This window comes from Streptomyces sp. NPDC059371 (genome assembly GCF_042751995.1).
GTDB lineage: Bacteria > Actinomycetota > Actinomycetes > Streptomycetales > Streptomycetaceae > Streptomyces.
Genome location: NZ_JBHYXD010000069.1, coordinates 24,874 through 47,440 on the forward strand (window position 1 = coordinate 24,874; position 22,567 = coordinate 47,440).

Below are 22,567 nucleotides of genomic sequence, written 5' to 3' on the forward strand. Positions count from 1 at the left end.
GCCCCCGCCGGGGGGGCCGGCGCCGCGCCCCCCGCGCGCCGCCGGGGGGGTCGGGGGGGGGGGCGGTGGGCGAGCGGGCCGCGGCAAACCCCCCGCCCCCGCGCCTGGCCCGGGTCACGCTGTCCCGGGTCGTCGAACCGGGCGACGAGGTCTGCGGGCGCTGGATCAGGGAGGTCGGAGCCCCGGAAGCGGTCCGGTGGCTGTACGGGGACCCGGGGCAGCCGAGAGGGATGACCGACCGGAGGTGGGCCGGGCTGCGGGCCAGGGCCGCGCGGGCCGCCCCGGAACGCGACCTCGCCCTCGCCCGGGACGCCGGGGTGCGGTTCATCTGTCCCGGTGAATCCGAATGGCCCGCGCAGCTCGACGACCTCGGGGACGCCCGGCCCGTCGGACTGTGGGTGCGGGGACGGGCCGGCCTGCGGCTGTGGGCGCTGAGATCCGTCGCCGTCGTCGGCGCCCGTGCCTGCACGGAGTACGGCGCGCACATGGCCGCCACCCTCGGCGCCGGACTCGCGGAGCGGGGCTGGGTCGTGGTGTCGGGCGGCGCCTACGGCATCGACGGCGCCGCCCACCGGGGAGCCCTCGGGGCGGGCGGCGCCACCGTCGCGGTGCTCGCCTGCGGCGTCGACCGGCCCTATCCGCGCGGACACACCGGGCTGATCACCAGAATCGCGGAGCAGGGCCTCGTGGTGGGGGAGTTGCCGCCGGGCGAGCACCCGACGCCGAGCAGATTCATCCTTCGCAACCGGGTCATCGCCGCGCTCACCCGGGGCACCGTGGTCGTCGAGGCGGCGTACCGCAGCGGAGCGCTCGTCACCGCCCGTGCCGCACAGAGGCTGGGCAGGTTCACGATGGGCGTGCCGGGACCCGCCACCAGCGGGCTGTCCGCCGGGGTGCACGAACTGCTGCGGGGGGAGGCCGTTCTGGTGTCCGACGCCGCGGAGGTCACCGAACTGGTGGGTGCCATGGGGGAGCTGGCGCCGGACCGGCGTGGTCCGGTGCTGCCCCGCGACCTGCTGCATCCGGACGCGGGCCGGGTCCTGGCCGCGCTGCCGGCGCGGGATCCGGCCGGGACCGGGGAGATCGCCCGGCGAGCGGCGACCAGCACGGACGACGCGGTCGGGAGACTGTACGAACTCCGAGCACTTGGATTCGTCGAACGACACGGCGACGGCTGGAAGTTGACACGCCAGGCGACGGCCCCCGTCGGAGGTGATCGGGAGGGATGCTGACCGAGCGTGTTCGGCCGTCCGGGGGAACGCCGACACGCCTGGTAATCCTCGCAGTTGGCGCCCCTTGACGGTCACACAGGGCGACGGCGGTAACTCCGGGAGACGTCCCGGGGAAAGGTTTCGCGTGCGGGTGACAGCCCGCTCTTCGCGCACTGCGACAGCTCAGTCACGCTACGCTCACAAGGATTCGAAGCAGGCATGCGATCTCGGCACGAGGCCGACAGGACACCCAGGTCATCCCAGTTCACGGCAGAACGGCACAAGGCGACGAATGCCCCAGCACACCTCCGGGTCCGACCGGACGGCGATTCCGCCAGCCGCCCGCGACGGCGGCAGCGTGCGCCCGCCCGCGCCCTCGACACTCGACGAGCTGTGGCGGTCGTACAAGTCGACCGGTGACGAGCGGCTGCGGGAACAGCTGATCCTGCACTACTCGCCGCTGGTGAAGTACGTCGCGGGCCGCGTCAGCGTGGGTCTGCCGGCCAATGTCGAGCAGGCCGACTTCGTCTCGTCGGGAGTGTTCGGACTGATCGACGCGATCGAGAAGTTCGACATCGAACGGGAGATCAAGTTCGAGACGTACGCGATCACCCGCATCCGCGGCGCGATGATCGACGAACTGCGGGCGCTGGACTGGATCCCGCGGTCGGTGCGGCAGAAGGCGCGCAATGTCGAGCGTGCCTACGCGACGCTGGAGGCACGGCTGCGGCGCACCCCCTCGGAGAGCGAGGTCGCCGCCGAGATGGGCATCGGTGTGGAGGAACTCCACGCGGTGTTCAGCCAGTTGTCGCTGGCCAATGTGGTCGCCCTGGAGGAGCTGCTGCATGCCGGCGGCGAGGGCGGCGACCGGCTGAGCCTGATGGACACGCTGGAGGACACCGCCGCCGACAATCCGGTCGAGGTGGCCGAGGACCGGGAGCTGCGCAGGCTGCTGGCACGGGCGATCAACACGCTGCCCGACCGGGAGAAGACCGTCGTCACGCTCTACTACTACGAAGGGCTCACGCTGGCGGAGATCGGCAATGTGCTCGGGGTGACCGAGAGCCGGGTCAGCCAGATCCACACCAAATCGGTGCTCCAGCTCCGGGCCAAGCTGGCCAGTTTCGGACGCTGAGCCCGCTCGTGCCGTGATGGCGGGCGGTCCCGCCGTGCCGTCCGGGCGGCGGACCCGGCGCGACGGACGCCACCCTGCCGGGCTCGCCGGAGTGGTTCCCGTCCGTGGCGCCGCGTCCGTACAGTGGTTGACGTGCCAAGGATTCGAGCGGCCTCCGTGGCCGAGCACCGGTCGATGCAGCGAGCCGCCCTGCTGGACGCGGCGCGGTCCCTGTTGTCCGAGGGCGGGACGGAGGCGCTGACCTTCCCCGCGCTCGCCGAGCGCACGGGGCTCGCGCGGTCCTCCGTGTACGAGTACTTCCGGTCCCGGGCGGCCGTCGTCGAGGAACTGTGCGAGGTCGACTTCCCCGTCTGGGCGGCCGAGGTCTCGGCCGCGATGGCCGCGGCGGACGGCCCCGAGGCCACGGTCGAGGCCTATGTACGCCGGCAGCTCGCCCTGGTCGGGGACCGGCGACACCGGGCCGTCGTCGCCATCTCCGCCAGTGAACTCGACGCGGGTGCCCGGGAAAAGATCAGGGCCGCGCACGGCGGGCTGGTCACGATGATCGGTGAGGCGCTCGCCGAGATGGGTCACGCCGAGCCGCGGCTGGCCGCGATGCTCCTCCAGGGCGTGGTGGACGCCGCGGTGCGCCGCATCGAGCTGGGCGCCGCCGAGGACCCCTCCGCGATCACGGAGGCGGCCGTGACGATGGCCCTCCGGGGCGTCCGGGGCTGACCCCCGCCGCCGACGGCTGGACCGTCTGCCCGTCTGCCCGTCTGCCCGTCTGCCCGTCTGCCCGTCTGCCCGTCTGCCCGTCTGCCCGTCTGCCCGTCTGCCCGTCCCCCCGTCCCCCCGTCCCCCCCCGTCCCCCTGGTCTTCGCTGGTCAGGAAGGGGTGGCCGGGTCGTTGAGCGGCAGGAGGCGGGACGGGCCGGCGTTCAGGAGCCACGGGGGAAGCAGGGACAGCGGGTTCAGATAGGCGGGGCCTCTGAGCAGGCCCCAGTGCAGACAGGGCGTCGCTCCGCAGTGCGGGTCCGGCGCCTCCAGGGTGCCGACGACCTGGCCCGCGAGGACCTCGTCGCCCTTGCGCACCGAGGCCCGCACGGGACCGTACGTCGTCCGCAGCGGAGGCGCCCCCGTGCCCGACAGCTCCACCGAGACGACCCCGCGCCCCGCGACCCGGCCCGCGTACGAAACCCGGCCGGGCGCGACGGCCCGCACCGGGGCGCCGGGCGCGGCCGCGAGGTCGACCCCGCGATGCCCCCGGGAGTAGGCCGTCGCCGGCGGTTCCCAGCCCCGTACGACGAGCGGCCGGACACCCACGGGCCACGCGCGCGCGAGTGCCGGCACCGAGGGGTCGGCCGTCGGCGGGGAAGCCGGGGCCCTCGGACCGGGACCGCTCCCGGGAGCCGGCGCCGACGGGTCCGAGGCGCCCAGGAGGGTCACGGCCAGGCCCACGAGAAGCCACATACGCGCACATCGGTTCACTCGCATGCGGGAACCGTGCCGCACCGAACGGATCATGGCCGGGATCTGTGGAGTACCGGCCGGTTGTGGACAGCGGCGTCACCTGCGCCCTCTCGGGTCCCGTACACTTCTGATGGCGACCCGGGTCATCGGGTCGACTTCGCACGCCCCGACATCCGGTCACCACCGGTGTCAGCGCCTCTCGGTCCTCTGTGGCAAGGCGCGTCGCGGGCGTCAGGCGCGAGTGCCGTCCGGCACACGCGGTACAACCGAGAAAACCGAGGAGAACGGCCATGGCCGTCGTCACGATGCGGGAGCTGCTGGAAAGCGGCGTCCACTTCGGTCACCAGACCCGTCGCTGGAACCCGAAGATGAAGCGCTTCATCTTCACCGAGCGCAACGGCATCTACATCATCGACCTGCTCCAGTCGCTGTCGTACATCGACCGCGCCTACGAGTTCGTCAAGGAGACCGTCGCCCACGGCGGCACGGTCATGTTCGTCGGCACGAAGAAGCAGGCGCAGGAGGCCATCGCCGAGCAGGCCACCCGCGTCGGCATGCCTTACGTCAACCAGCGCTGGCTGGGCGGCATGCTCACCAACTTCTCCACCGTCTACAAGCGTCTGCAGCGCCTCAAGGAGCTCGAGCAGATCGACTTCGAGGACGTCGCGGCCTCGGGTCTCACCAAGAAGGAGCTTCTCGTGCTCTCGCGCGAGAAGGCCAAGCTGGAGAAGACCCTCGGTGGTATCCGCGAGATGCAGAAGGTGCCCAGCGCCGTCTGGATCGTGGACACCAAGAAGGAGCACATCGCGGTCGGCGAGGCCCGGAAGCTCAACATCCCGGTCGTCGCCATCCTCGACACCAACTGTGACCCGGACGAGGTCGACTACAAGATCCCGGGCAACGACGACGCGATCCGCTCCGTCACCCTGCTCACCCGCGTGATCGCCGACGCCGTCGCCGAGGGACTCATCTCCCGCTCCGGCGCCGGCAAGGCCGCGGGTGACAAGGCCGCGGGCGAGCCGCTCGCCGCGTGGGAGCGCGACCTGCTCGAGGGCGAGAAGAAGGCCGACGACGCCGAGGTCCAGACCTCCGCCGAGACGGAGAAGGTCGCCGACGCCGAGCAGGCCGAGGTTCCGGCCGCCGAGGCCGAGGCCGAGGTCACCGAGGCCCCCGCCGCCGAGACCGAGGCGCCCGCCGCCGAGGCCCCCGCCGCGGACGCCGAGCAGGCCTGACCCCTCACCCCTTCGGGTTTGTGAACGGCGGGGGCCCGCAAAGCCCCCGCCGTTCGTCCCGTAGATCTTCAGACTTCGAGAGAGATTCCAGGAATCATGGCGAACTACACCGCCGCCGACGTCAAGAAGCTCCGTGAGCTCACCGGCGCCGGCATGATGGACTGCAAGAAGGCGCTGGACGAGTCCGACGGCAACGTCGACAAGGCCGTCGAGGCGCTGCGGATCAAGGGCCAGAAGGGCGTCGCCAAGCGCGAGGGCCGCTCCGCCGAGAACGGCGCCGTGGTCTCCATCATCGCTGACGACAACACCTCCGGTGTCCTGGTCGAGCTGAAGTGCGAGACGGACTTCGTCGCCAAGGGCGAGAAGTTCCAGGCCGTCGCGAACGAGATCGCCCAGCACGTCGTCAAGACGTCGCCGGCCGACATCGAGGCGCTGCTCGGCTCCGAGATCGAGCCCGGCAAGACGGTTCAGGCGTTCGTCGACGAGGCCAACGCCAACCTGGGCGAGAAGATCGTCCTGGACCGCTTCGCCCAGTTCTCCGGCGCGTTCGTGTCCGCGTACATGCACCGCACCATGCCCGACCTGCCCCCGCAGATCGGTGTTCTGGTCGAGCTGGACAAGGCCGACGCCGACGTCGCCAAGGGCATCGCGCAGCACATCGCCGCCTTCGCGCCGAAGTACCTCTCCAAGGAGGACGTTCCGGCCGAGGTCGTCGAGACCGAGCGTCGCGTCGCCGAGGAGACCACCCGCGCCGAGGGCAAGCCCGAGGCCGCGCTCCCGAAGATCGTCGAGGGTCGCGTCAACGGCTTCTTCAAGGAGGCCACTCTCCTCGGCCAGCCGTACGCGCTCGACAACAAGAAGTCAGTCCAGAAGGTTCTGGACGAGGCCGGTGTCACCCTGAAGCGCTTCTCGCGCATCAAGGTCGGCATCTGAGTCCGTACAGCGATCGACGCGCGACCCCGATAGGGTCGACAGCAGTCGTCCGCGTACGCCGGCACTCATACGTGTGTGCCGGACGACAGCAGATCTGACGAGGAGGCCATTGCCGAGCATGGGATGCGAACACACCCCACCGGCAATGGCCTTCTTCGTATGTGCACCATGAGGAGATCTCCATGACCACCACCCAGGCCGGCAACGGCGAGAAGAGCGACGACGGCAAGGGCGCGGGCCGCTTCCTGCTGAAGCTTTCCGGCGAGGCGTTCGCCGGTGGCGGGGGCCTGGGCGTCGATCCCGACGTGGTGCACAAGATCGCCCGCGAGATCGCGGCCGTCGTGCGCGGCGGTGCCCAGATCGCCGTCGTCATCGGCGGCGGCAACTTCTTCCGCGGCGCCGAACTCCAGCAGCGCGGCATGGACCGGGCGCGCTCCGACTACATGGGCATGCTCGGCACGGTCATGAACTGCCTCGCCCTCCAGGACTTCCTGGAGAAGGAGGGCATCGACAGCCGCGTCCAGACCGCCATCACCATGGGCCAGGTCGCGGAGCCGTACATCCCGCTGCGGGGCGTACGGCACCTGGAGAAGGGCCGTGTGGTCATCTTCGGCGCGGGCATGGGCATGCCGTACTTCTCCACCGACACCACTGCCGCCCAGCGTGCCCTGGAGATCGACGCCGAGGCGCTCCTCATGGGCAAGAACGGTGTGGACGGGGTCTACGACTCCGACCCGAAGACCAACCCCGAGGCGGTCAAGTTCGACGCGCTCAGCTACGGCGAGGTCATCACCCGGGACCTCAAGGTCGCCGACATGACCGCCATCACGCTGTGCCGGGACAACAAGCTGCCGATCCTGGTCTTCGAACTCCTGGCGGAGGGCAATATCGCGCGGGCCGTCAAGGGTGAGAAGATCGGCACACTCGTGGGCGACCAGAGCGGCCGAGCCTGACAGGGAACGCGCTGGACCGGATACGCCTTCCGGTCCGGGACGGACCCCGACCGGGGGATGGACAATGTCCTGCCGGTCCGGAACCGTGCAGGAACAAGACGCGACGCAGCCGGCCGCCGGACTCCGACGAGGAACCGCTGCCGGGCCTACTCAAGACACGCAGGAGCAAGTGGTGATCGAAGAGACCCTCCTCGAGGCCGAGGAGAAGATGGAGAAGGCGGTCGTGGTCGCCAAGGAGGACTTCGCCGCGATCCGCACCGGTCGTGCGCACCCGGCGATGTTCAACAAGATCGTGGCCGACTACTACGGTGCGCTGACGCCGATCAACCAGCTGGCCTCGTTCTCCGTTCCGGAGCCGCGCATGGCCGTGGTGACCCCGTTCGACAAGAGCGCGCTGCGCAACATCGAGCAGGCGATCCGCGACTCCGACCTGGGCGTCAACCCCAGCAACGACGGCAACATCATCCGGGTGACGTTCCCCGAGCTGACGGAAGAGCGCCGCAAGGACTACATCAAGGTCGCGCGGACCAAGGGCGAGGACGCCAAGGTCTCGATCCGCGCCGTGCGCCGCAAGGCCAAGGACGCCCTCGACAAGCTCGTCAAGGACAAGGAGTCCGGCGAGGACGAGGTCCGCCGTGCGGAGAAGGAACTCGACGACACCACGGCGAAGTACGTCGCCCAGGTGGACGAGCTCCTGAAGCACAAGGAAGCGGAACTGCTCGAGGTCTGATGAACGACTCTTCCTGGGGAGCGCCGCCACAAGCCGGGTACTGGGGGCCGTCCGAGCAGGGGCCTGCTCAGGGGGCGGCCCCGGCGGGTCCCACGTACGATGCGCATGACGCGCAGCACACTCGGCCCATGCCCACCGCGCCCGACGTACCCGCACATGGCGGAGACCAGGATGACGACAGGGGGGCCGCTCGGCTGAGCGGCCCCTCCGTCCGCAACGACACGCCGACGACGGCGCCCTACGGGGAGCCGTCGCACAATTCGCAGAGCCCGCAGGAGCCCATGCCCAGCACCACACCCGAGCCCGCCCCCGCACCTCAGAAGAAGAGTGCGGGACGCGACCTGGGCGCGGCCATAGGAGTGGGCGTCGGGCTCGGCGCGGTGATCGTCGCGTCGCTGTTCGTCGTCAAGGCCGTCTTCGTCGGCGTGATAGCGGTCGCCGTGGTGGTGGGGCTCTGGGAGCTCACCTCACGGCTGGAGGAGCGCAAGGGCATCAAGGCGCCCCTCGTGCCGCTCGCGCTCGGCGGGGCCGCCATGGTCGTCTCCGGATACGTGCGCGGCGCCGAGGGTGCCTGGGTGGCCATGGCGCTCACCGCGCTGGCCGTTCTGGTCTGGCGGATGACGGAACCGCCCGAGGGCTACCTCAAGGACGTCACGGCGGGGGTCTTCGCGGCCTTCTACGTGCCGTTCCTGGCGACCTTCGTGGCCATGATGCTCACGGCCGACGACGGCCCGCGCCGCGTTCTCACCTTCCTGCTCCTGACGGTCGTCAGCGACACGGGGGCGTACGCCGTCGGCTGGCGCTTCGGCAAGCACAAGCTGGCACCGCGGATCAGCCCCGGAAAGACCCGCGAGGGCCTGTTCGGAGCGGTCACCTTCGCGATGGCGGCGGGTGCGCTGTGCATGGAGTTCCTGATCGACGACGGCACCTGGTGGCAGGGTCTGATCCTCGGCCTCGCGGTCGCGGCCAGCGCCACGCTCGGTGACCTCGGCGAGTCCATGATCAAGCGGGATCTCGGCATCAAGGACATGGGCACCCTGCTGCCGGGCCACGGCGGCATCATGGACCGGCTGGACTCGCTGCTCCCGACGGCTCCGGTCGTCTGGCTGCTGCTCGTGCTCTTCGTCGGATCCGGCTGATCGTTTTTCCGCACGCGTTTTCGGCGGTACGCGTGCACGGCGTACGGATATGCGACGCACGCACATTCACGACACCACCCCTTCGGGTCACCCGATCACCTCACCGTGATCCCCGTGACCCGGAGGGGTGGTGTCGTATGTACGGGGCCGGCCGTCCTGCCAGTCCACCCAGTGCGGATCGTCCAAGTACTCCCACGCGTCCGGCAGGCCCGCGCGGCGAAGGAACTCGACCACGTCGGCGTCGCTGTGGGCGATACCGGCGCTCCGCCCGCGGATCGTGACGCGACGCCCGCCGGCACCGGCGGGGCGGCCGACGGTGATGGGCGCGGAGGCAGGTATGTGCTCGTCCGACTCCACGTGCTCGTGGTCCGACTGCACGTGCTCGTGGTCCGGCTCCGCGTGCTCATGGTCCGGCTGTGCGTGGTGGTCGTGGTTCGGCTGTTCGTGGTTCACAGGACACCCAGATCCGTGTCGGGGCGGCAGTACGGGCAGGCCGTGACGCCGTCTTCGGTGATCGCCCGGAGGGCCTGCTCGCGGGCGAGTGGCCTCGTGTTCTTCCCGGCCATGCCGCAGTCGCCCGTGTGGACGGCGTCGGGGGCCGCGCCGGTACCGCCACCGCCCGCCCGTCGCATCGCGAGCTTCCAGCCGCGGGGCGGCGGGGGAGACGTACGGGCCGCGCGAGTGGCGGCGGCCTCGCGGCGCTCCAGGTCGGCGATGGTGTCGTCGGTGCGGCGCAGTTGCCAGAGCAGCCAGGCGCGGACGCTGCGCAGGTGCTGCAGGCGGGACACGTTTTCGGACACATATTCGATTCTAGGGCTTGGTGTGGCGTCGTGACAGCACCCCTCGCGTGCCCGCTCGCGCCCCGGCCCGAACCTCGTGGATTTCTCGCGGAAGGGGGCGCCCGCCGCTGCGTCGCGAGGAGACGCAGGTCACATCAAGGTCGGTCACACCGTGCCGGGCCGCTCCGTCAATCAGGTGTAACCCCGAGAAGCAAACCCGAGGAGCACACCATGGAAGCCCGTCTGAACCTCTTCGCCAGCCCGGTGTCGGCCAAGTTCATGAAGCACATCGTCGCCGCGGGCAGGCCGCTCGCGGAGTCGACGCTGCCGCTCGCGACGCAGGAACTGGTGAAGCTTCGTGCCAGCCAGATCAACGGCTGCGGTTTCTGCACCGACATGCACAGCAAGGACGCGGAGGCCGCGGGCGAGACCTCCGTGCGCCTCAACCTGGTCGCGGCCTGGCGGGAGGCGACGGTCTTCACCGACGCCGAGCGCGCCGCCCTGGAGCTGACGGAACAGGCCACGCGCATCGCCGACGCGGCCGGCGGCGTCTCGGACGAGTGCTGGGCGAACGCCGCCAAGTACTACGACGAGGAGCAGCTCGCCGCCCTGGTGTGCTGCGTCGCCCTCATCAACGCCTACAACCGCGCCAACGTCATGGTCCAGCAGCCGGCGGGCGACTACCGGCCCGGCCAGTTCGCGTGATCGAGGGCGGGCGGGACGGGTCCCGGGGCGGGTGCGTCCGGGACCCGTCCGCTGGGGCGCATGTTCGTCCGTGGATCGGCCGATGGCCGGGCCGGAGCCTTCGGATCGTCCGACGGCCGCTGTCGTACGAGTGAATCCCGCCGTTCTCCGGTCGGCGGCGGTGGCGGCACGGGAAGCCATTCCCGCACCGGACACGTCAGAGGCAGGGAGCGCCCCTATGCCGAAGTTCCTCATCCAGGCCCGCTACACGCCCGAGGGGGCGAAGGGCGTCCTCAAGGAGGGTGCGAGCGGCCGCCGCGCCGCCGTCGAGCACGTCGTCGCCGGCCTCGGCGGGACCGTCGAGGCGATGTACTTCTCCTTCGGGGAGGACGACTTCGTGTGCGTCCTCGACTTTCCCGACGCGGTCTCCATGGCCGCCGTCAGCCTCAGCGTCAAGGCCAGCGGAGCGCTCCACACCCGGGCGACACCGCTTCTCACCCTCGACGAGATCGACGAGGCCGCCCGCAGAGAGGTCGCCTTCCGTCCGCCGGGCGCCTGACGCGAGCGGGCCCGGGTCCGCCTCGGGCCCTTCCGGGGCGCCACGGTGCGCCGAGCTGCGCATGTGCTCAGCGCCGGGTCCCCGGGGCGATCTCGTCGAGCAGGGCGCGAACGCGCTTCTCGATCTCGTCGCGGATCGGGCGGACGGCTTCGACTCCCTGCCCGGCGGGGTCGGGGAGCTGCCAGTCGAGGTAACGCTTGCCGGGGTAGACCGGGCAGGTGTCGCCGCAGCCCATGGTGATCACGACGTCGGAGGCGCGGACCGCCTCCGTGGTGAGGACCTTGGGCACCTCGGCCGAGATGTCGATGCCGCTCTCGGCGAGGGCTTCGACGACGGCGGGGTTCACGGTGCCGGCCGGAGCGGAACCGGCGGAGCGCACCTGGACGCGGTCGCCCGCCAGGTGGCTGAGGAAGGCGGCGGCCATCTGCGAGCGTCCGGCGTTGTGGACGCACACGAAGAGCACGGACGGCTGTTCGGCGGGGGTGTTCATGGCGGGTGCGCTTTCTGGCGAGGGGCGGGTCAGGGAAGTGCGGGAGCGGCGGGTTCGGGTTCGTCCTGGAGGCCGGCGGGGACGGCCGGTGCGGGTGCCGGACGTCCGAAGACGGCGGCGACCAGACCCAGTCCCAGCGCGGCGCCCACCAGTTGGGCCGCGACGAACGGGCCGAGGGAGCCGGGGGCGATTCCGGCGAACGTGTCGGTGAAGGCCCGGCCGATGGTGACCGCGGGGTTCGCGAACGAGGTGGACGACGTGAACCAGTACGCGGCACCGATGTAGGAGGCCACGGCCACGGGCGCGTCATGGGCTCGGCCGGTGCGGGCCAGGCCGAAGATCAGCAGGACGAGGCCGGCGGTCGCGACGGTCTCGCCCAGCCACAGGTGACCGGCGAAACGGTCGTGGGTGGACCACCGCACGAGCGGTTCGCCGAACATCGCGTCGGCCAGGACCGCGCCCGCCACGGCCCCGGCGACCTGGGCCGGTATGTACGCGGCGGCCTCTCGCGCGGTCGGTCCGTCCCCGGTGCGGCGGCCGGTGGCCCAGGCGGCGAGGGTGACGACGGGATTGAAGTGCGCGCCGGACACCGGGCCCAGGAGCGCGATCAGCACCCCGAGACCGAAGACCGTGGCCAGCGAGTTGGCGAGCAGTCGCACGCCCACGTCGCTGGTCAGCTCGGTGGCCTGGATGCCGGAGCCGACGACCACCGCGACCAGGGCGGCCGACCCGACCGCCTCGGCGACGGCCCGGCGGCCCAGCGGGACGCTCACGCGGTCGCCTCGGCGGTCTGCGAGGTCGAGGTCGAGGTCTTCAGGAAGGCGGCGAGCCGGTCGAGGGTGGCGGGCAGCGCCCAGTAGTAGACCCACGTGCCCCGTCGCTCGCAGTCGATGAGACCGGCCTGCCGCAGGAGCTTGAGGTGGTGCGAGATCGTCGGCTGGGACAGGTCGAAGGCCGGAGTCAGGTCGCAGACGCAGACCTCACCGCCCGCCCGCGACGCGATCATGGACAGCAGCCGCAGGCGTACCGGGTCGCCCAGTGCCTTGAACAGCTTGGCCAGCTCGGCGGCCTGGTCCTCGTCCAGCGGCGCGGTCGCCAGGCCGGGGCAGCACGCGCCGCTCTCGTCGGTCTGCCCGAGGACCACAAGTTCTTGCTTCGACATGCGTCTATGTTGACATCCTTCGAATCAAGACGCAAGCTTGTATTGACAAACATCAATGCAAGCCGATGGGAGACCCGCCATGTCCCGTGCTCAGCTCGCCCTGCGTGTCAGTGACCTCGACGCGTCGATCACCTTCTACTCGAAGCTGTTCGGCACCGAACCCGCCAAGCGGCGCGAGGGCTACGCCAACTTCGCCATCACCGAGCCCCCGCTCAAGCTCGTCCTGATCGAGGGCGGCCCCGGCGAGGAGACCCGGCTCGACCACCTCGGCGTCGAGGTCGAGTCCACCGACCAGGTCGTCGCGGCAACCACTCGCCTCAAGGACGCCGGCCTGGCCACCTTCGAGGAGAACGACACCTCCTGCTGCTACGCCCTCCAGGACAAGGTGTGGGTGCACGGCCCCGGTAAGGAGCCGTGGGAGGTGTACGTGGTCAAGGCCGACGCCGGCACACTCGGCAAGAGCGCCGCCCCGGCCACGACCGGCGACGGCTGCCGCACCAGCCAGGTCTCCGAGGAAACCGCCCCCGCAGCGGCCGGGTGCGCCTGCGGACAATGAGCCGAACGGTCCGACCGACGTCCACGCGGGGCCGGGCATCGGCGGCCTGGGCTCGGAGGAGCACGCGTCACCGTCTTACGAGGATCCCGCCCGTGACCGCCCCCACCCACCACCGGCCGGGGCCGGTGGTATTGATCGGCGACACTGGTTACGCCATGCCCAAGCCCGGAGAACTGTCCGGCACCTTTCCGCCGGCTCCGGCGCCTTGCCACCGGTTCTGTCCGGCGCCACTGAGACAGCGAATCCGAGCGAGGTCGGTGGAGTCCCCATGGGCGAGGCAAGTCGGCGAACGCCGCACATCGCGCTCTCCCCCGGCTGTCGGACGCGGCTCAGCCCAGGTAGAAGTCCCTGCGGGCCGCCACGAACGCCTCGATCGACTGGGCGGGGATGCCCGTCACGCGCTTGACGCCGTCGGTCGTGCGGTCGTAACGGTTGTCCCGGTGCAGCTGGGCCATGGTGGCGATGTGCTGTTCGACGTGCGGCGGCATCCCCAGCTTCGGGAGCTGTGCTTCCCACCTCTCCGGGGGCACGTCCACGTAGGACACCGGTCGCCCCAGCGCCCGCGAGAATTCCGCGGCCAGCTCCGTCATGTCGACCGAGCGCGGCCCGGTCAGCTCGTAGACCTGTCCGATGTGCGGAGCCGGGTCGCGGAGCACGGCGGCGATGACCCTGGCGACGTCGTCCACGGCGACCGGCGAGGTGCGTCCGGTGCCGAACGGCAGCGCGATCGTGCCGTTTTCCTGAATCGACCGTGCCGCCATCGTGGTGAACAGCGGAGTGTCCAGGAACGCCGTCGGCCGGATGTGCACCACGGGCAGACCCGACCAGTCGAAGACCTGCTCCGCCAGCCAGTGCAGCCGCTGCTGATGCGACTCTTCGGTGCTGGTGGCGGTCATCTGCGACACCGTCATCTGCGACAGGTCGACCAAGGCCTCCAGCTTCCCGTACTCCCTCGCAACGGAGGCCACCACGGTCGCTGCCAGCAGGTGGTCCGGCGACACGCGCATCGCGAAGTACATCCGCGCCACGCCTTGCAGCGCGGCCGCTACCGTATCGGGCCGGGTCAGGTCACCGATGACGACCTCCGCGCCGAGCGTCCGCAGCTCAGCCGCACGCTCGTCCTCGCGACGGACCATGAAACGCACCGGCACATCCTGAGCACGCAAGTGCTCGAAGACCGTACGGCCCACGCCGCCGGCACCGGGGATAAGAACAAGGTTGTCGGCAACCATCAGTCGATCTCCTTCGGAGTCATGGAATATCTGAGTTGAGGTGTGATCAGCGTGTCAGCGGAGCTGTCAGCAAGGCGTTGGCCCCGGAGACGTCACCGCTGATCCGGGTGGCGATTTCACAGGGGTCTCCAGTGCTGCCGGTGGTTCGGCGACTGCCGGGCAGAGGAGGTCAGCGGCACCTAGGCCGGCACAGGCCTCACCCGCGCGGGCGCACTCCTGCCCTCCATGGTGAGCCCGCCTGTAGTGGCGCCCTCATCGAGCAGCCGAAGCACGATCTCGATGACGACGGTGTCGGCGGTGGCACTGCGGGGACGTCCCCGGCAGGCGGTCGCCTCCGGTGTCTCGCGGGGATGGTTCGTGATCACCGTCGGGCTCCCGCGGTCCGGCGCTGGGACCTGTCACCACCGGCGGCCACGGCGGCGTCCTTGCCCGGCAGGAAGACCAGCACGACGACCGCGCCGACCAGGGCGACGGCCGCCGATCCTATTGCGGTGATGTGCATGGCATGAATGAAGGCGTCGTGAGCGGGCTGCACCAGCACCTTGCCGGCCGGTCCCAGCTTCTCGGCGACGGACAGGGTCGCCTGGACGGATTCACCTGCGGCGTGCCGGTCGGAGGCGGGCAGCACGCCCAGGTGGCCGTCGATGCCGCTGCGGTAACTGGTGGACAGCAACGCCCCCAGCACGGCGACCCCCAAGGCTCCGCCGACCTGCCGGAAGGTGTTGTTGATCGCGGATCCGGAGCCGGCCTTCTCCCGCGGCAACGACGACATGATCATGACGGTGGCGGGCGGCATCACATGCGCCATCCCCGTGCCCATCAGGAAGAACAGCACCTCCAGCACCCAGATGGGGGTGTCCTGGCCGAGCAGCACGAAGCCGGCGAAGGCCACGGCGGTCAGGACGAGGCCGCCGGCGCACACGGCTCGGGCACCGAAGCGGTCGACGACCAGCCGGGCCCGCGGGGCGAAGAACATCTGGGACGCGGCCAGCGGCAGCACGAGCAGACCGGACTGCAGGACGCTGTAGCCGCGCACGCTCTGGTTGTAGAAGACGCTGAAGAACGTGACGCCCGTGAGGGCGAAGAAGACCAGGCCGATGGCGGCGACGGACGCGGAGAACCGCCGGTTGCGGAACCAGGTGACGTCGAGGGCCGGATGGTCGCTGCTGCGCTGATGGACGACGAAGACCCCGAGGACCGCCAGGCCGGCCACGATCGGGCCCCAGGACTGGGCCACAGTGAAGTCGCCCTCCTGGCCGCCCTTGATGATGCCGTAGATCAGCGAGACCAGGCCCAGGACCGAGAGCACGACGCCGACCGGGTCGAGCTTGCCGGGCTTGGGGTTCTTCGAGTCGGGGACGATCGCGACCATCGCGACCATCGCGGCGACCACGATGGGCACGTTGACCAGGAAGACCGAGCCCCACCAGAAGTGCTGCAGCAGGATGCCGCCGGTGATGGGGCCGAGGGCAATGGCGAAACCGACCACACTGGTCCAGATGCCGATGGCCTTGGGCTGCTCCTCGCGCTCGAAGACGTTCATGATGATCGCGAGGGTGGCGGGCAGGATGAAGGCGCCGCCGAAGCCCATCACGGCGCGGAAGCCGATGAGCTGCCCGGGGGAGGCCGACGACGCGGACAGCGCCGATCCCGCGCCGAACACCAGCATGCCGAAGAGGAGCACCTTCTTGCGGCCGAGCCGGTCACCGAGCAGACCCGCGGTGAAGAGCAGTCCGGCGAAGACCAGCGTGTAGGAGTTGATCGCCCACTCCAGCTGGCTCTGGGTGGAGCCGAGTCCGGTCGGAGCGGGTTGGGCGATGGTCTTCGTCGCCACGTTGAGGATCGAGTTGTCCAGCATCACCACCAGGAGGCTGGAACAGAGCACGGTCAGGACGGCCCAGCGCCGGCGGTGGACCGACTCGGAAACGCTTCGTCGCTGGGCAGGCGGCACGGGTGGCGTGGGCCCCGCGGGCGTCGAGGAGCCGATGGGGGTGGGTGGTGATGCCACAGGGGGTCTCCAGTGCTGTCGGTCGTTCTGCGATCGCGGGTCGGAGGACATCGGCCTCAGACGGTGGGAGGCGGCGCAAGGCCCCGCTCGACCTGTCGGGCGATCTCATCGGTACCTAATAGATGTCGGTAATAATCTAAACTGAGGCTAGGATAGATGGCAAGTGACATCCATTTGAGGAGAGTGATTCCATGGGCCGCGTGTCCCTGGCGCAAGCACAGGAGAACCGGCGACGCGTCGTAGCCACCGCCTCCCGGATGTTCCGCGAGAAAGGCACCGCGGTCAGCGTCGCCGACCTGATGAAGGCCGCCGGGCTCACCCATGGCGGGTTCTACAAGCAGTTCGCCTCCAAGGAGGACCTGGTCGACGAGGCCATCGCCCACGCCTTCGCCGAGCAGGCGGCGCACTCGGCCGTGGCGCTCGAGGATCACGAGGCGCACGAGGCCGCCCGCCGGACGCTGATCGAGGACTACCTCTCGGTCTGGCACCGCGATCACGCCGGGGAGGGCTGCCCCGTCTCCGGATTCGCCGCTGACCTGGGGCGCGAGCCCGACCAGGCCGCCCGCGCCCGCCACGTCTACATCGACGGGGTACGGAACCGCGCCGCTCGGCTGGCCACCGGCGACGACGACGGCATGGCCCAGTTCTGCACCATGGTCGGTGCTCTCGTCCTCGCCCGCGCCACCCGGGGCAACCCGCTCTCCGAAGAACTGCTGGAGGCCGCGCGCACGGCTCTCACCGAGAGCGGCACCGGGCAGTCCGAACCGCAGCAGCGCACGGACTGACCGGGGGCCGGCTGACGGCGCCGGCCGGCACGTACAGCGACCGCTGGGCCGTCTCTGGGCCGTGAAGCGTTGACCAAGGGTGACAGGGGACACCGGAGGGTGACAGGCCCCTCGCCCATCCGACCTGGGCGGGGCCAAACGATCTGCGACACTGGTTACGCCATGCCTAAGCCCGGAGAACTCACCTTTGTCTCGCCGCGCGGAGCCAAGAAGCCGCCGCGGCACCTTGCCGATCTCACGCCTGCCGAGCGCAAAGAGGCGGTTGCCGCGATCGGTGAGAAGCCGTTTCGTGCCAAGCAGCTCTCGCAGCACTACTTCGCCCGGTACGCGCACGACCCCGCCGAGTGGACGGACATCCCGGCCGCCTCGCGCGGCAAGCTCCAGGAAGCGCTGCTTCCCGAGCTGATGACGGTCGTGCGGCACCTGTCGACCGACCAGGACACCACCCGCAAGACCCTGTGGCGGCTCTTCGACGGCACGCTCGTCGAGTCCGTGCTCATGCGCTACCCGGACCGGGTGACCATGTGCATCAGTTCGCAGGCGGGCTGCGGGATGAACTGCCCGTTCTGCGCCACCGGACAGGCCGGCCTCGACCGGAACCTGTCGACCGGCGAGATCGTGCACCAGATCGTCGACGGGATGCGGGCGCTGCGTGACGGCGAGATCCCCGGGGGTCCGGCGCGGCTGAGCAACATCGTCTTCATGGGGATGGGCGAGCCGCTCGCCAACTACAAGCGGGTGGTCGGCTCGATCCGCGCCCTCACCGACCCCGAGCCGGACGGGCTGGGGCTGTCGCAGCGCGGTATCACCGTCTCGACGGTCGGTCTGGTTCCCGCGATCAACCGGTTCGCGGACGAGGGCTTCAAGTGCCGGCTCGCGATCTCCCTGCACGCCCCGGACGACGAACTGCGTGACACCCTCGTCCCCGTGAACACACGGTGGCAGGTGCGCGAGGTGCTCGACGCCGGCTGGGGATACGCGGACCGGTCCGGACGCCGTCTGTCCATCGAGTACGCGCTGATCCGCGACATCAACGACCAGGCCTGGCGGGGCGACCGGCTCGGCCGGATGCTCAAGGGCAAGCCCGTGCACGTCAACCTCATCCCGCTGAACCCGACCCCGGGCTCGAAGTGGACCGCGTCGCGGCCCGAGGACGAGAAGGCGTTCGTCGAGGCGATCGCCGCCCACGGCGTCACGGTCACCGTCCGGGACACCCGGGGCCAGGAGATCGACGGGGCGTGTGGTCAGCTCGCCGCGACCGAGCGGTAGTCTGAACCGAGTCGGTCTGTTTCGTCATCTTCGTCGTTCGATGTCGTCATAGCCCGGCATCTTCACCGTCCGACATCTTCATATTCCGACAGGGGAGCGCCACAGCGCTGAGAGTGCGGGACAGACCGCAGACCCTCTGAACCTTGCCCAGGTCATTCTGGGTAGGAAGTTCGGTCATTACTCAAGCTGTTGCGCCCTGCCCGGGAACCGTCAGAGGTCCCGGGCAGGGCCGCGTCTCTTCCTGGTCACCCAGGAGGAATCAGTGATCAACAACACCAGCGGCGGCAGACGGCTCGCGGTCACGGCCGTCGGGCTCGGCCTCGTCGCGCTGCCCGTGCTGTCCGCGTGCGGCTCGTCCGACGCCACCGGCTCGGGCGACTCGAAGACGATCACGCTCGTCAGCCACGACTCGTGGCTCGTGTCGAAGAACGTCCTGGCGGACTTCGAGAAGCGGTCCGGCTACAAGGTCCGCGTCCTCAAGGACGGCGACGCCGGGCAGGCCGTGAACAAGGCCATCCTGACCAAGGACAACCCCCAGGGCGACGTCCTCTTCGGCGTCGACAACACCCTGCTCTCCCGCGCGCTCGACAACGGGCTCTTCCAGCCGTACGAGGCCAAGGGCGCGGACCAGGTCCTGCCGGAGTACCGGACCGACCAGGACAAGCACCGGGTCACGCCCGTCGACACGGGCGACATCTGCGTCAACTACGACAAGGCCTGGTTCAGCAAGCACAAGCTGGCCCCGCCGCGGTCCTTCGACGACCTGGCCAAGCCCGCGTACAAGAACCTCCTGGTCACCGAGAACGCCGCCACCTCCTCGCCCGGCCTCGGCTTCCTGCTCGGGTCCGCCGCGCACTACGGCGACGAGAACTGGCAGGGCTACTGGAAGAAGCTCAAGGCCAACGGCGTCAAGGTCGTGGACGGCTGGGAGCAGGCCTACAACGAGGAGTTCTCGGGGTCCGCCGGCGGCAGGAAGGCCAAGGCAGACCGGCCGCTCGTCGTCTCGTACGCCTCCTCGCCGCCCGCCGAGGTCATCTACGGCGACCCGAAGCCCGCCACGGCCCCGACCGGCGTCGCGGACGGCACCTGCTTCCGGCAGGTCGAGTACGCGGGCCTGCTCAGCAACGCCAAGAACGCCAAGGGCGGCAAGGCGCTCCTGGACTTCCTGCTCACCAAGGAGTTCCAGGAGGACATGCCGCTCAACATGTTCGTCTACCCGGTCCGTGAGGGCGCGCGGGTACCGGCCGAGTTCACCCGGTACGGTCCGCAGGCCGAGCATCCCCAGACCCTGGCGTCCGCGAAGATCGCCGCCGACCGCGACCAGTGGGTCAAGTCGTGGACCTCGCTCGTACTGAAGTAGCCGCCGACGGGACGGTGAAGGCCGGCGGTCCCGAGAGGACCGCCGGACCGGCCGGGCCCGGCGGGCGGGACCGCGCCGACCGGACTCCGCGCCCGGCCTGCGGACAGAACGCGGCGCGGTTCGCCCTGATGGCGCTGCCCGTCGTGTTCTTCGCGCTCTTCTTCGCCTATCCCGTCGCCGCGATCGTCTCGCGCGGGCTCCATACGGACGGCGGCTGGCAACTGGGCCGCGTCTGGGACGTCGCGACCCGCCCCGACATCCGGCACGTGCTGTGGTTCACCACCTGGCAGGCGCTCGCCTCGACGGCGCTCACGCTGCTGGTCGCGCTCCCCGGCGCGTACGTCTTCGCGCGCTTCGACTTCCGCGGCAAACGGATTCTCCGGGCCGTGGTGACGGTGCCCTTCGTCCTTCCGACCGTGGTCGTCGGCACGGCGTTCCTCGCGCTGGTCGGCCGGGGCGGACTGCTCGACGAGCTGTGGGGCGTACGCCTGGACAGCACCGTGTGGGCCATCCTCCTCGCGCACGTCTTCTTCAACTACGCCGTGGTCGTACGGACCGTCGGCGGGCTCTGGTCGCAGCTCGACCCGCGCCAGGAGGAGGCCGCACGCATGCTCGGGGCCTCGCGCCTGGCGGCCTGGCGCAGGGTGACGCTGCCCGCGCTCGGACCCGCCGTGGCCGCCGCCGCCCTCATGGTCTTCCTCTTCACCTTCACCTCGTTCGGCGTGGTGCAGATCCTCGGCGGCCCGACCTTCTCGACCCTCGAAGTCGAGATCTACCGGCAGACCTCCGAGATCTTCGACCTCACGACGGCGGCCGTGCTGACGATCGTCCAGTTCGTCGCCGTCGGCGCGATCCTCGCCGTGCACGCGGCGACCGTACGCCGACGGGAGACCGCCCTGCGTCTGGTGGCCCCGGACACCACCGCGCGCCGGCCCCGCGGCGGCGGACAGTGGGCGCTCCTCGCGGGCGTGCTCGTGAGCATCGCGGTGCTGCTCGTGCTGCCGCTCGCGGTCCTCGTCCAGCGGTCCCTCGACGCCCCGGGACTCGGCTACTACCGGGCCCTGGCCGACGACGACGGAGGCGTCTTCCTCGTCGCCCCGATCGAGGCGGTCGGCAACTCCCTGGAGTACGCGCTCGCCGCCACCGCCATCGCCGTGCTGATCGGCGGTCTGGCCGCGGCCGCCCTCACCCGGCGCGCCGGCCGGCTGATGCGGGGCTTCGACGCACTGCTGATGCTGCCGCTCGGCGTCTCCGCGGTGACCGTGGGCTTCGGGTTCCTGATCGCCCTGGACGAGCCGCCGCTCGACCTGCGCGCGAGCTGGATCCTCGTGCCGCTGGCACAGGCGCTGGTCGGCGTCCCCTTCGTCGTACGGACCATGCTGCCCGTGCTGCGCGCGGTGGACGGGCGGCTGCGGGAGGCCGCGGCCGTCCTCGGGGCGTCGCCGTGGCGGGTGTGGCGCGAGGTCGATCTTCCGATGGTGCGGCGGGCCCTGCTGATCGCGGCCGGTTTCGCCTTCGCCGTCTCCCTCGGGGAGTTCGGCGCGACCGTCTTCATCGCACGGCCCGACAACCCGACTCTCCCGGTCGCGGTGGCCCGGCTGCTCGGGCGCGCGGGCGATCTCAACTACGGCCAGGCGATGGCCCTTTCGACGATCCTGATGGTGGTGTGCGCGGTGGCTCTGCTGCTGTTGGAGCGGGTACGGACCGACCGGACCGGGGAGTTCTAGATGCTGCTGAGCCTGCAGGGCGCGACCGTACGCTTCGGCGGGCGGGCCGTGCTCGACACCGTCGACCTCGATGTCGCCGAACACGAGATCGTCTGCGTGCTGGGGCCGAGCGGCAGCGGCAAGTCCACGCTGCTGCGGACGGTGGCCGGACTTCAGCCGCTGGACGCGGGCCGGGTCGTGCTGGACGGACAGGACCAGGGGGGTGTTCCCGCGCACAAGCGGGGCGTCGGCCTGATGTTCCAGGACCACCAGCTCTTCCCGCAGCGGGATGTTGGCGGCAACGTGGCCTTCGGGCTGCGGATGCACGGCACGTCGAAGAGCGGGCAGGCGGCCAGGGTGGGGGAACTGCTCGACCTCGTCGGTCTGCCCGGAGCCCGCGACCGTGCCGTCGCCTCGCTCTCCGGCGGCGAACAGCAGCGCGTGGCGCTGGCCCGCGCCCTGGCCCCGAGCCCCCGGCTGCTGATGCTCGACGAACCGCTCGGCCAGCTCGACCGCTCGCTGCGCGAGCGGCTCGTCGTCGAGCTGCGTCAGCTCTTCGGCGCGCTGGGCACGACCGTGCTCGCGGTCACGCACGACCAGGGCGAGGCCTTCGCGCTCGCCGACCGGGTCGTGGTGATGCGCGACGGGCGGATCGCCCAGACCGGCACGCCCCTCGATGTCTGGCAGCAGCCCGCGGACGCCTTCGTGGCCCGCTTCCTCGGCTTCGACAACGTGGTCGAGGCGACGGTGGGCGCCGGTGCCGCCGACACCCCGTGGGGCAAGGTCCCCGTGCCCGAGGGCGCCCCCCAGGGGCCCGGAACGCTCCTCGTACGGCCCGCCGGTGTGCGGCTCACGGCCGCGGCGGACGGGCTGCGCTGCACGGTCGCCGCACGCACCTTCCGGGGCACGCACGTCGCCGTGCGGCTGCAGCCGGAGGGCGCGCCCGCGCTGGAGGCGGCGTGCGCGCTGCGGGACGCGCCGGAGCCCGGGGACGTGGTCGGGGTGGAGTTCGACGCGGGCGAGGTCGTCGTCCTCGGGACGTGATCCCCGGGAAAGGACCGGCGCGGCACGCCGGTCGAGCGCGGTGTCCGGACAGGCGTGGGTCGCCCCCCCCCAGCGGGGGGGGGCCGCAAAAGCGGTTGGGTATAAGGGGACGACACCCGAGATGGGCCCCGCGCGGGCAATACGCAATAAAA

Annotated in this window: 25 protein-coding genes and 1 riboswitch; of the genes, 16 read left to right on the forward strand and 9 right to left on the reverse strand. The window is 70.7% G+C overall.

Annotated features, from left to right (window positions below; genetic code table 11):
• Positions 1-230 precede the first annotated feature (230 nt).
• The 3 genes from dprA (at position 231) to ACFXGX_RS30050 (ending at position 3,060) form a co-directional block, all read left to right on the forward strand.
• A complete protein-coding gene (gene dprA / locus ACFXGX_RS30040; protein ID WP_384797050.1) occupies positions 231-1,232 on the forward strand; it encodes a DNA-processing protein DprA in 1,002 nt (333 codons plus the stop codon).
• A gap of 271 nt (positions 1,233-1,503) precedes the next feature.
• A complete protein-coding gene (gene whiG, locus ACFXGX_RS30045; protein ID WP_382790765.1) occupies positions 1,504-2,346 on the forward strand; it encodes an RNA polymerase sigma factor WhiG in 843 nt (280 codons plus the stop codon).
• Between the two features lie 156 nt (positions 2,347-2,502).
• The gene (locus tag ACFXGX_RS30050; RefSeq protein ID WP_365486123.1) at positions 2,503-3,060 is read left to right on the forward strand and encodes a helix-turn-helix domain-containing protein; all 558 of its coding nucleotides are present in this window, start codon (positions 2,503-2,505) and stop codon (positions 3,058-3,060) included.
• 149 nt (positions 3,061-3,209) lie between these two features.
• Here the strand turns inward: ACFXGX_RS30050 and ACFXGX_RS30055 are convergent, their stop codons facing one another.
• Positions 3,210-3,818, reverse strand: coding sequence for a murein hydrolase activator EnvC family protein (locus ACFXGX_RS30055; protein ID WP_384797053.1), 609 nt, complete (start codon positions 3,816-3,818; stop codon positions 3,210-3,212).
• A 266-nt stretch (positions 3,819-4,084) separates the two neighbouring features.
• Here ACFXGX_RS30055 and rpsB point away from each other — a divergent pair, with 266 nt between their 5' ends.
• The 5 genes from rpsB to ACFXGX_RS30080 all read left to right on the forward strand — a co-directional run bounded on the left by rpsB (position 4,085) and on the right by ACFXGX_RS30080 (position 8,781).
• Positions 4,085-5,026, forward strand: coding sequence for a 30S ribosomal protein S2 (gene rpsB / locus ACFXGX_RS30060; RefSeq protein WP_384797056.1), 942 nt, complete (start codon positions 4,085-4,087; stop codon positions 5,024-5,026).
• 96 nt (positions 5,027-5,122) lie between these two features.
• Positions 5,123-5,959, forward strand: a complete 837-nt coding sequence (tsf, locus tag ACFXGX_RS30065; RefSeq protein WP_384797059.1) for a translation elongation factor Ts — start codon at positions 5,123-5,125, stop codon at positions 5,957-5,959.
• A 182-nt stretch (positions 5,960-6,141) separates the two neighbouring features.
• Positions 6,142-6,912, forward strand: a complete 771-nt coding sequence (gene pyrH / locus ACFXGX_RS30070; RefSeq protein WP_037625128.1) for a UMP kinase — start codon at positions 6,142-6,144, stop codon at positions 6,910-6,912.
• Between the two features lie 172 nt (positions 6,913-7,084).
• Positions 7,085-7,642 (forward strand): ribosome recycling factor, encoded by a 558-nt coding sequence (gene frr, locus ACFXGX_RS30075; protein WP_037625129.1) that lies wholly within the window; start codon positions 7,085-7,087, stop codon positions 7,640-7,642.
• Positions 7,642-8,781, forward strand: a complete 1,140-nt coding sequence (locus ACFXGX_RS30080) for a phosphatidate cytidylyltransferase (RefSeq protein ID WP_384797067.1) — start codon at positions 7,642-7,644, stop codon at positions 8,779-8,781. The genes frr and ACFXGX_RS30080 overlap by 1 nt, the downstream gene beginning before the upstream one ends.
• 87 nt (positions 8,782-8,868) lie before the next feature.
• Here ACFXGX_RS30080 and ACFXGX_RS30085 read toward each other — a convergent pair whose 3' ends face one another.
• Together ACFXGX_RS30085 and ACFXGX_RS30090 are read right to left on the reverse strand one after the other, a co-directional pair.
• Positions 8,869-9,234: a hypothetical protein gene (locus ACFXGX_RS30085; RefSeq protein WP_384797070.1), complete on the reverse strand. Its 366-nt coding sequence runs from the start codon at positions 9,232-9,234 to the stop codon at positions 8,869-8,871.
• Complete coding sequence (locus ACFXGX_RS30090) at positions 9,231-9,581, reverse strand: DUF6233 domain-containing protein (RefSeq protein WP_384797072.1); 351 nt, start codon at positions 9,579-9,581, stop codon at positions 9,231-9,233. The genes ACFXGX_RS30085 and ACFXGX_RS30090 overlap by 4 nt, the downstream gene beginning before the upstream one ends.
• Positions 9,582-9,791: 210 nt before the next feature.
• Between ACFXGX_RS30090 and ACFXGX_RS30095 the strand changes: the two genes are divergently transcribed.
• A complete protein-coding gene (locus ACFXGX_RS30095) occupies positions 9,792-10,265 on the forward strand; it encodes a carboxymuconolactone decarboxylase family protein (protein WP_384797075.1) in 474 nt (157 codons plus the stop codon).
• Positions 10,266-10,482: 217 nt separating this feature from the next.
• Positions 10,483-10,803 (forward strand): GYD domain-containing protein, encoded by a 321-nt coding sequence (locus tag ACFXGX_RS30100; protein WP_384797078.1) that lies wholly within the window; start codon positions 10,483-10,485, stop codon positions 10,801-10,803.
• A gap of 67 nt (positions 10,804-10,870) precedes the next feature.
• On the opposite strand, the gene ACFXGX_RS30105 is transcribed toward ACFXGX_RS30100, so the two are convergent.
• The 3 genes from ACFXGX_RS30105 to ACFXGX_RS30115 are packed head-to-tail and all read right to left on the reverse strand — an operon-like array spanning position 10,871 to position 12,455.
• Positions 10,871-11,293: an arsenate reductase ArsC gene (locus tag ACFXGX_RS30105; protein WP_384797081.1), complete on the reverse strand. Its 423-nt coding sequence runs from the start codon at positions 11,291-11,293 to the stop codon at positions 10,871-10,873.
• 29 nt (positions 11,294-11,322) lie between these two features.
• Complete coding sequence (locus ACFXGX_RS30110) at positions 11,323-12,066, reverse strand: aquaporin (RefSeq protein ID WP_384797084.1); 744 nt, start codon at positions 12,064-12,066, stop codon at positions 11,323-11,325.
• Positions 12,063-12,455 carry an ArsR/SmtB family transcription factor gene (locus tag ACFXGX_RS30115; protein WP_384797087.1) on the reverse strand — a complete coding sequence of 131 codons (393 nt, stop codon included), beginning with the start codon at positions 12,453-12,455 and terminating at the stop codon, positions 12,063-12,065. The genes ACFXGX_RS30110 and ACFXGX_RS30115 overlap by 4 nt, the downstream gene beginning before the upstream one ends.
• A gap of 79 nt (positions 12,456-12,534) precedes the next feature.
• Here ACFXGX_RS30115 and ACFXGX_RS30120 point away from each other — a divergent pair, with 79 nt between their 5' ends.
• Entirely contained in the window at positions 12,535-13,011 is a 477-nt protein-coding gene (locus tag ACFXGX_RS30120; protein WP_384797090.1) for an ArsI/CadI family heavy metal resistance metalloenzyme, read from the forward strand.
• 329 nt (positions 13,012-13,340) lie between these two features.
• On the opposite strand, the gene ACFXGX_RS30125 is transcribed toward ACFXGX_RS30120, so the two are convergent.
• The 3 genes from ACFXGX_RS30125 to ACFXGX_RS30135 form a co-directional block, all read right to left on the reverse strand.
• Positions 13,341-14,243 carry an NmrA family NAD(P)-binding protein gene (locus tag ACFXGX_RS30125; RefSeq protein ID WP_384797093.1) on the reverse strand — a complete coding sequence of 301 codons (903 nt, stop codon included), beginning with the start codon at positions 14,241-14,243 and terminating at the stop codon, positions 13,341-13,343.
• A 179-nt stretch (positions 14,244-14,422) separates the two neighbouring features.
• Positions 14,423-14,608 carry a hypothetical protein gene (locus ACFXGX_RS30130; RefSeq protein WP_384797096.1) on the reverse strand — a complete coding sequence of 62 codons (186 nt, stop codon included), beginning with the start codon at positions 14,606-14,608 and terminating at the stop codon, positions 14,423-14,425.
• Positions 14,605-16,302: an MFS transporter gene (locus tag ACFXGX_RS30135; RefSeq protein ID WP_384797099.1), complete on the reverse strand. Its 1,698-nt coding sequence runs from the start codon at positions 16,300-16,302 to the stop codon at positions 14,605-14,607. Before ACFXGX_RS30135 ends, ACFXGX_RS30130 begins: the two co-directional genes overlap by 4 nt.
• 140 nt (positions 16,303-16,442) lie before the next feature.
• Here ACFXGX_RS30135 and ACFXGX_RS30140 point away from each other — a divergent pair, with 140 nt between their 5' ends.
• The 5 genes from ACFXGX_RS30140 (at position 16,443) to ACFXGX_RS30160 (ending at position 22,415) form a co-directional block, all read left to right on the forward strand.
• A complete protein-coding gene (locus ACFXGX_RS30140; RefSeq protein ID WP_384797102.1) occupies positions 16,443-17,036 on the forward strand; it encodes a TetR/AcrR family transcriptional regulator in 594 nt (197 codons plus the stop codon).
• 162 nt (positions 17,037-17,198) lie between these two features.
• Positions 17,199-18,305 carry a 23S rRNA (adenine(2503)-C(2))-methyltransferase RlmN gene (gene rlmN / locus ACFXGX_RS30145; protein WP_384797105.1) on the forward strand — a complete coding sequence of 369 codons (1,107 nt, stop codon included), beginning with the start codon at positions 17,199-17,201 and terminating at the stop codon, positions 18,303-18,305.
• 80 nt (positions 18,306-18,385) lie between these two features.
• Positions 18,386-18,491, forward strand: a riboswitch (TPP riboswitch).
• Between the two features lie 76 nt (positions 18,492-18,567).
• Positions 18,568-19,665, forward strand: a complete 1,098-nt coding sequence (locus ACFXGX_RS30150; RefSeq protein ID WP_384797108.1) for a thiamine ABC transporter substrate binding subunit — start codon at positions 18,568-18,570, stop codon at positions 19,663-19,665.
• Complete coding sequence (locus tag ACFXGX_RS30155; RefSeq protein ID WP_384797110.1) at positions 19,641-21,392, forward strand: ABC transporter permease; 1,752 nt, start codon at positions 19,641-19,643, stop codon at positions 21,390-21,392. The genes ACFXGX_RS30150 and ACFXGX_RS30155 overlap by 25 nt, the downstream gene beginning before the upstream one ends.
• The gene (locus ACFXGX_RS30160) at positions 21,393-22,415 is read left to right on the forward strand and encodes an ABC transporter ATP-binding protein (protein WP_384797113.1); all 1,023 of its coding nucleotides are present in this window, start codon (positions 21,393-21,395) and stop codon (positions 22,413-22,415) included.
• Positions 22,416-22,567 lie beyond the last annotated feature (152 nt).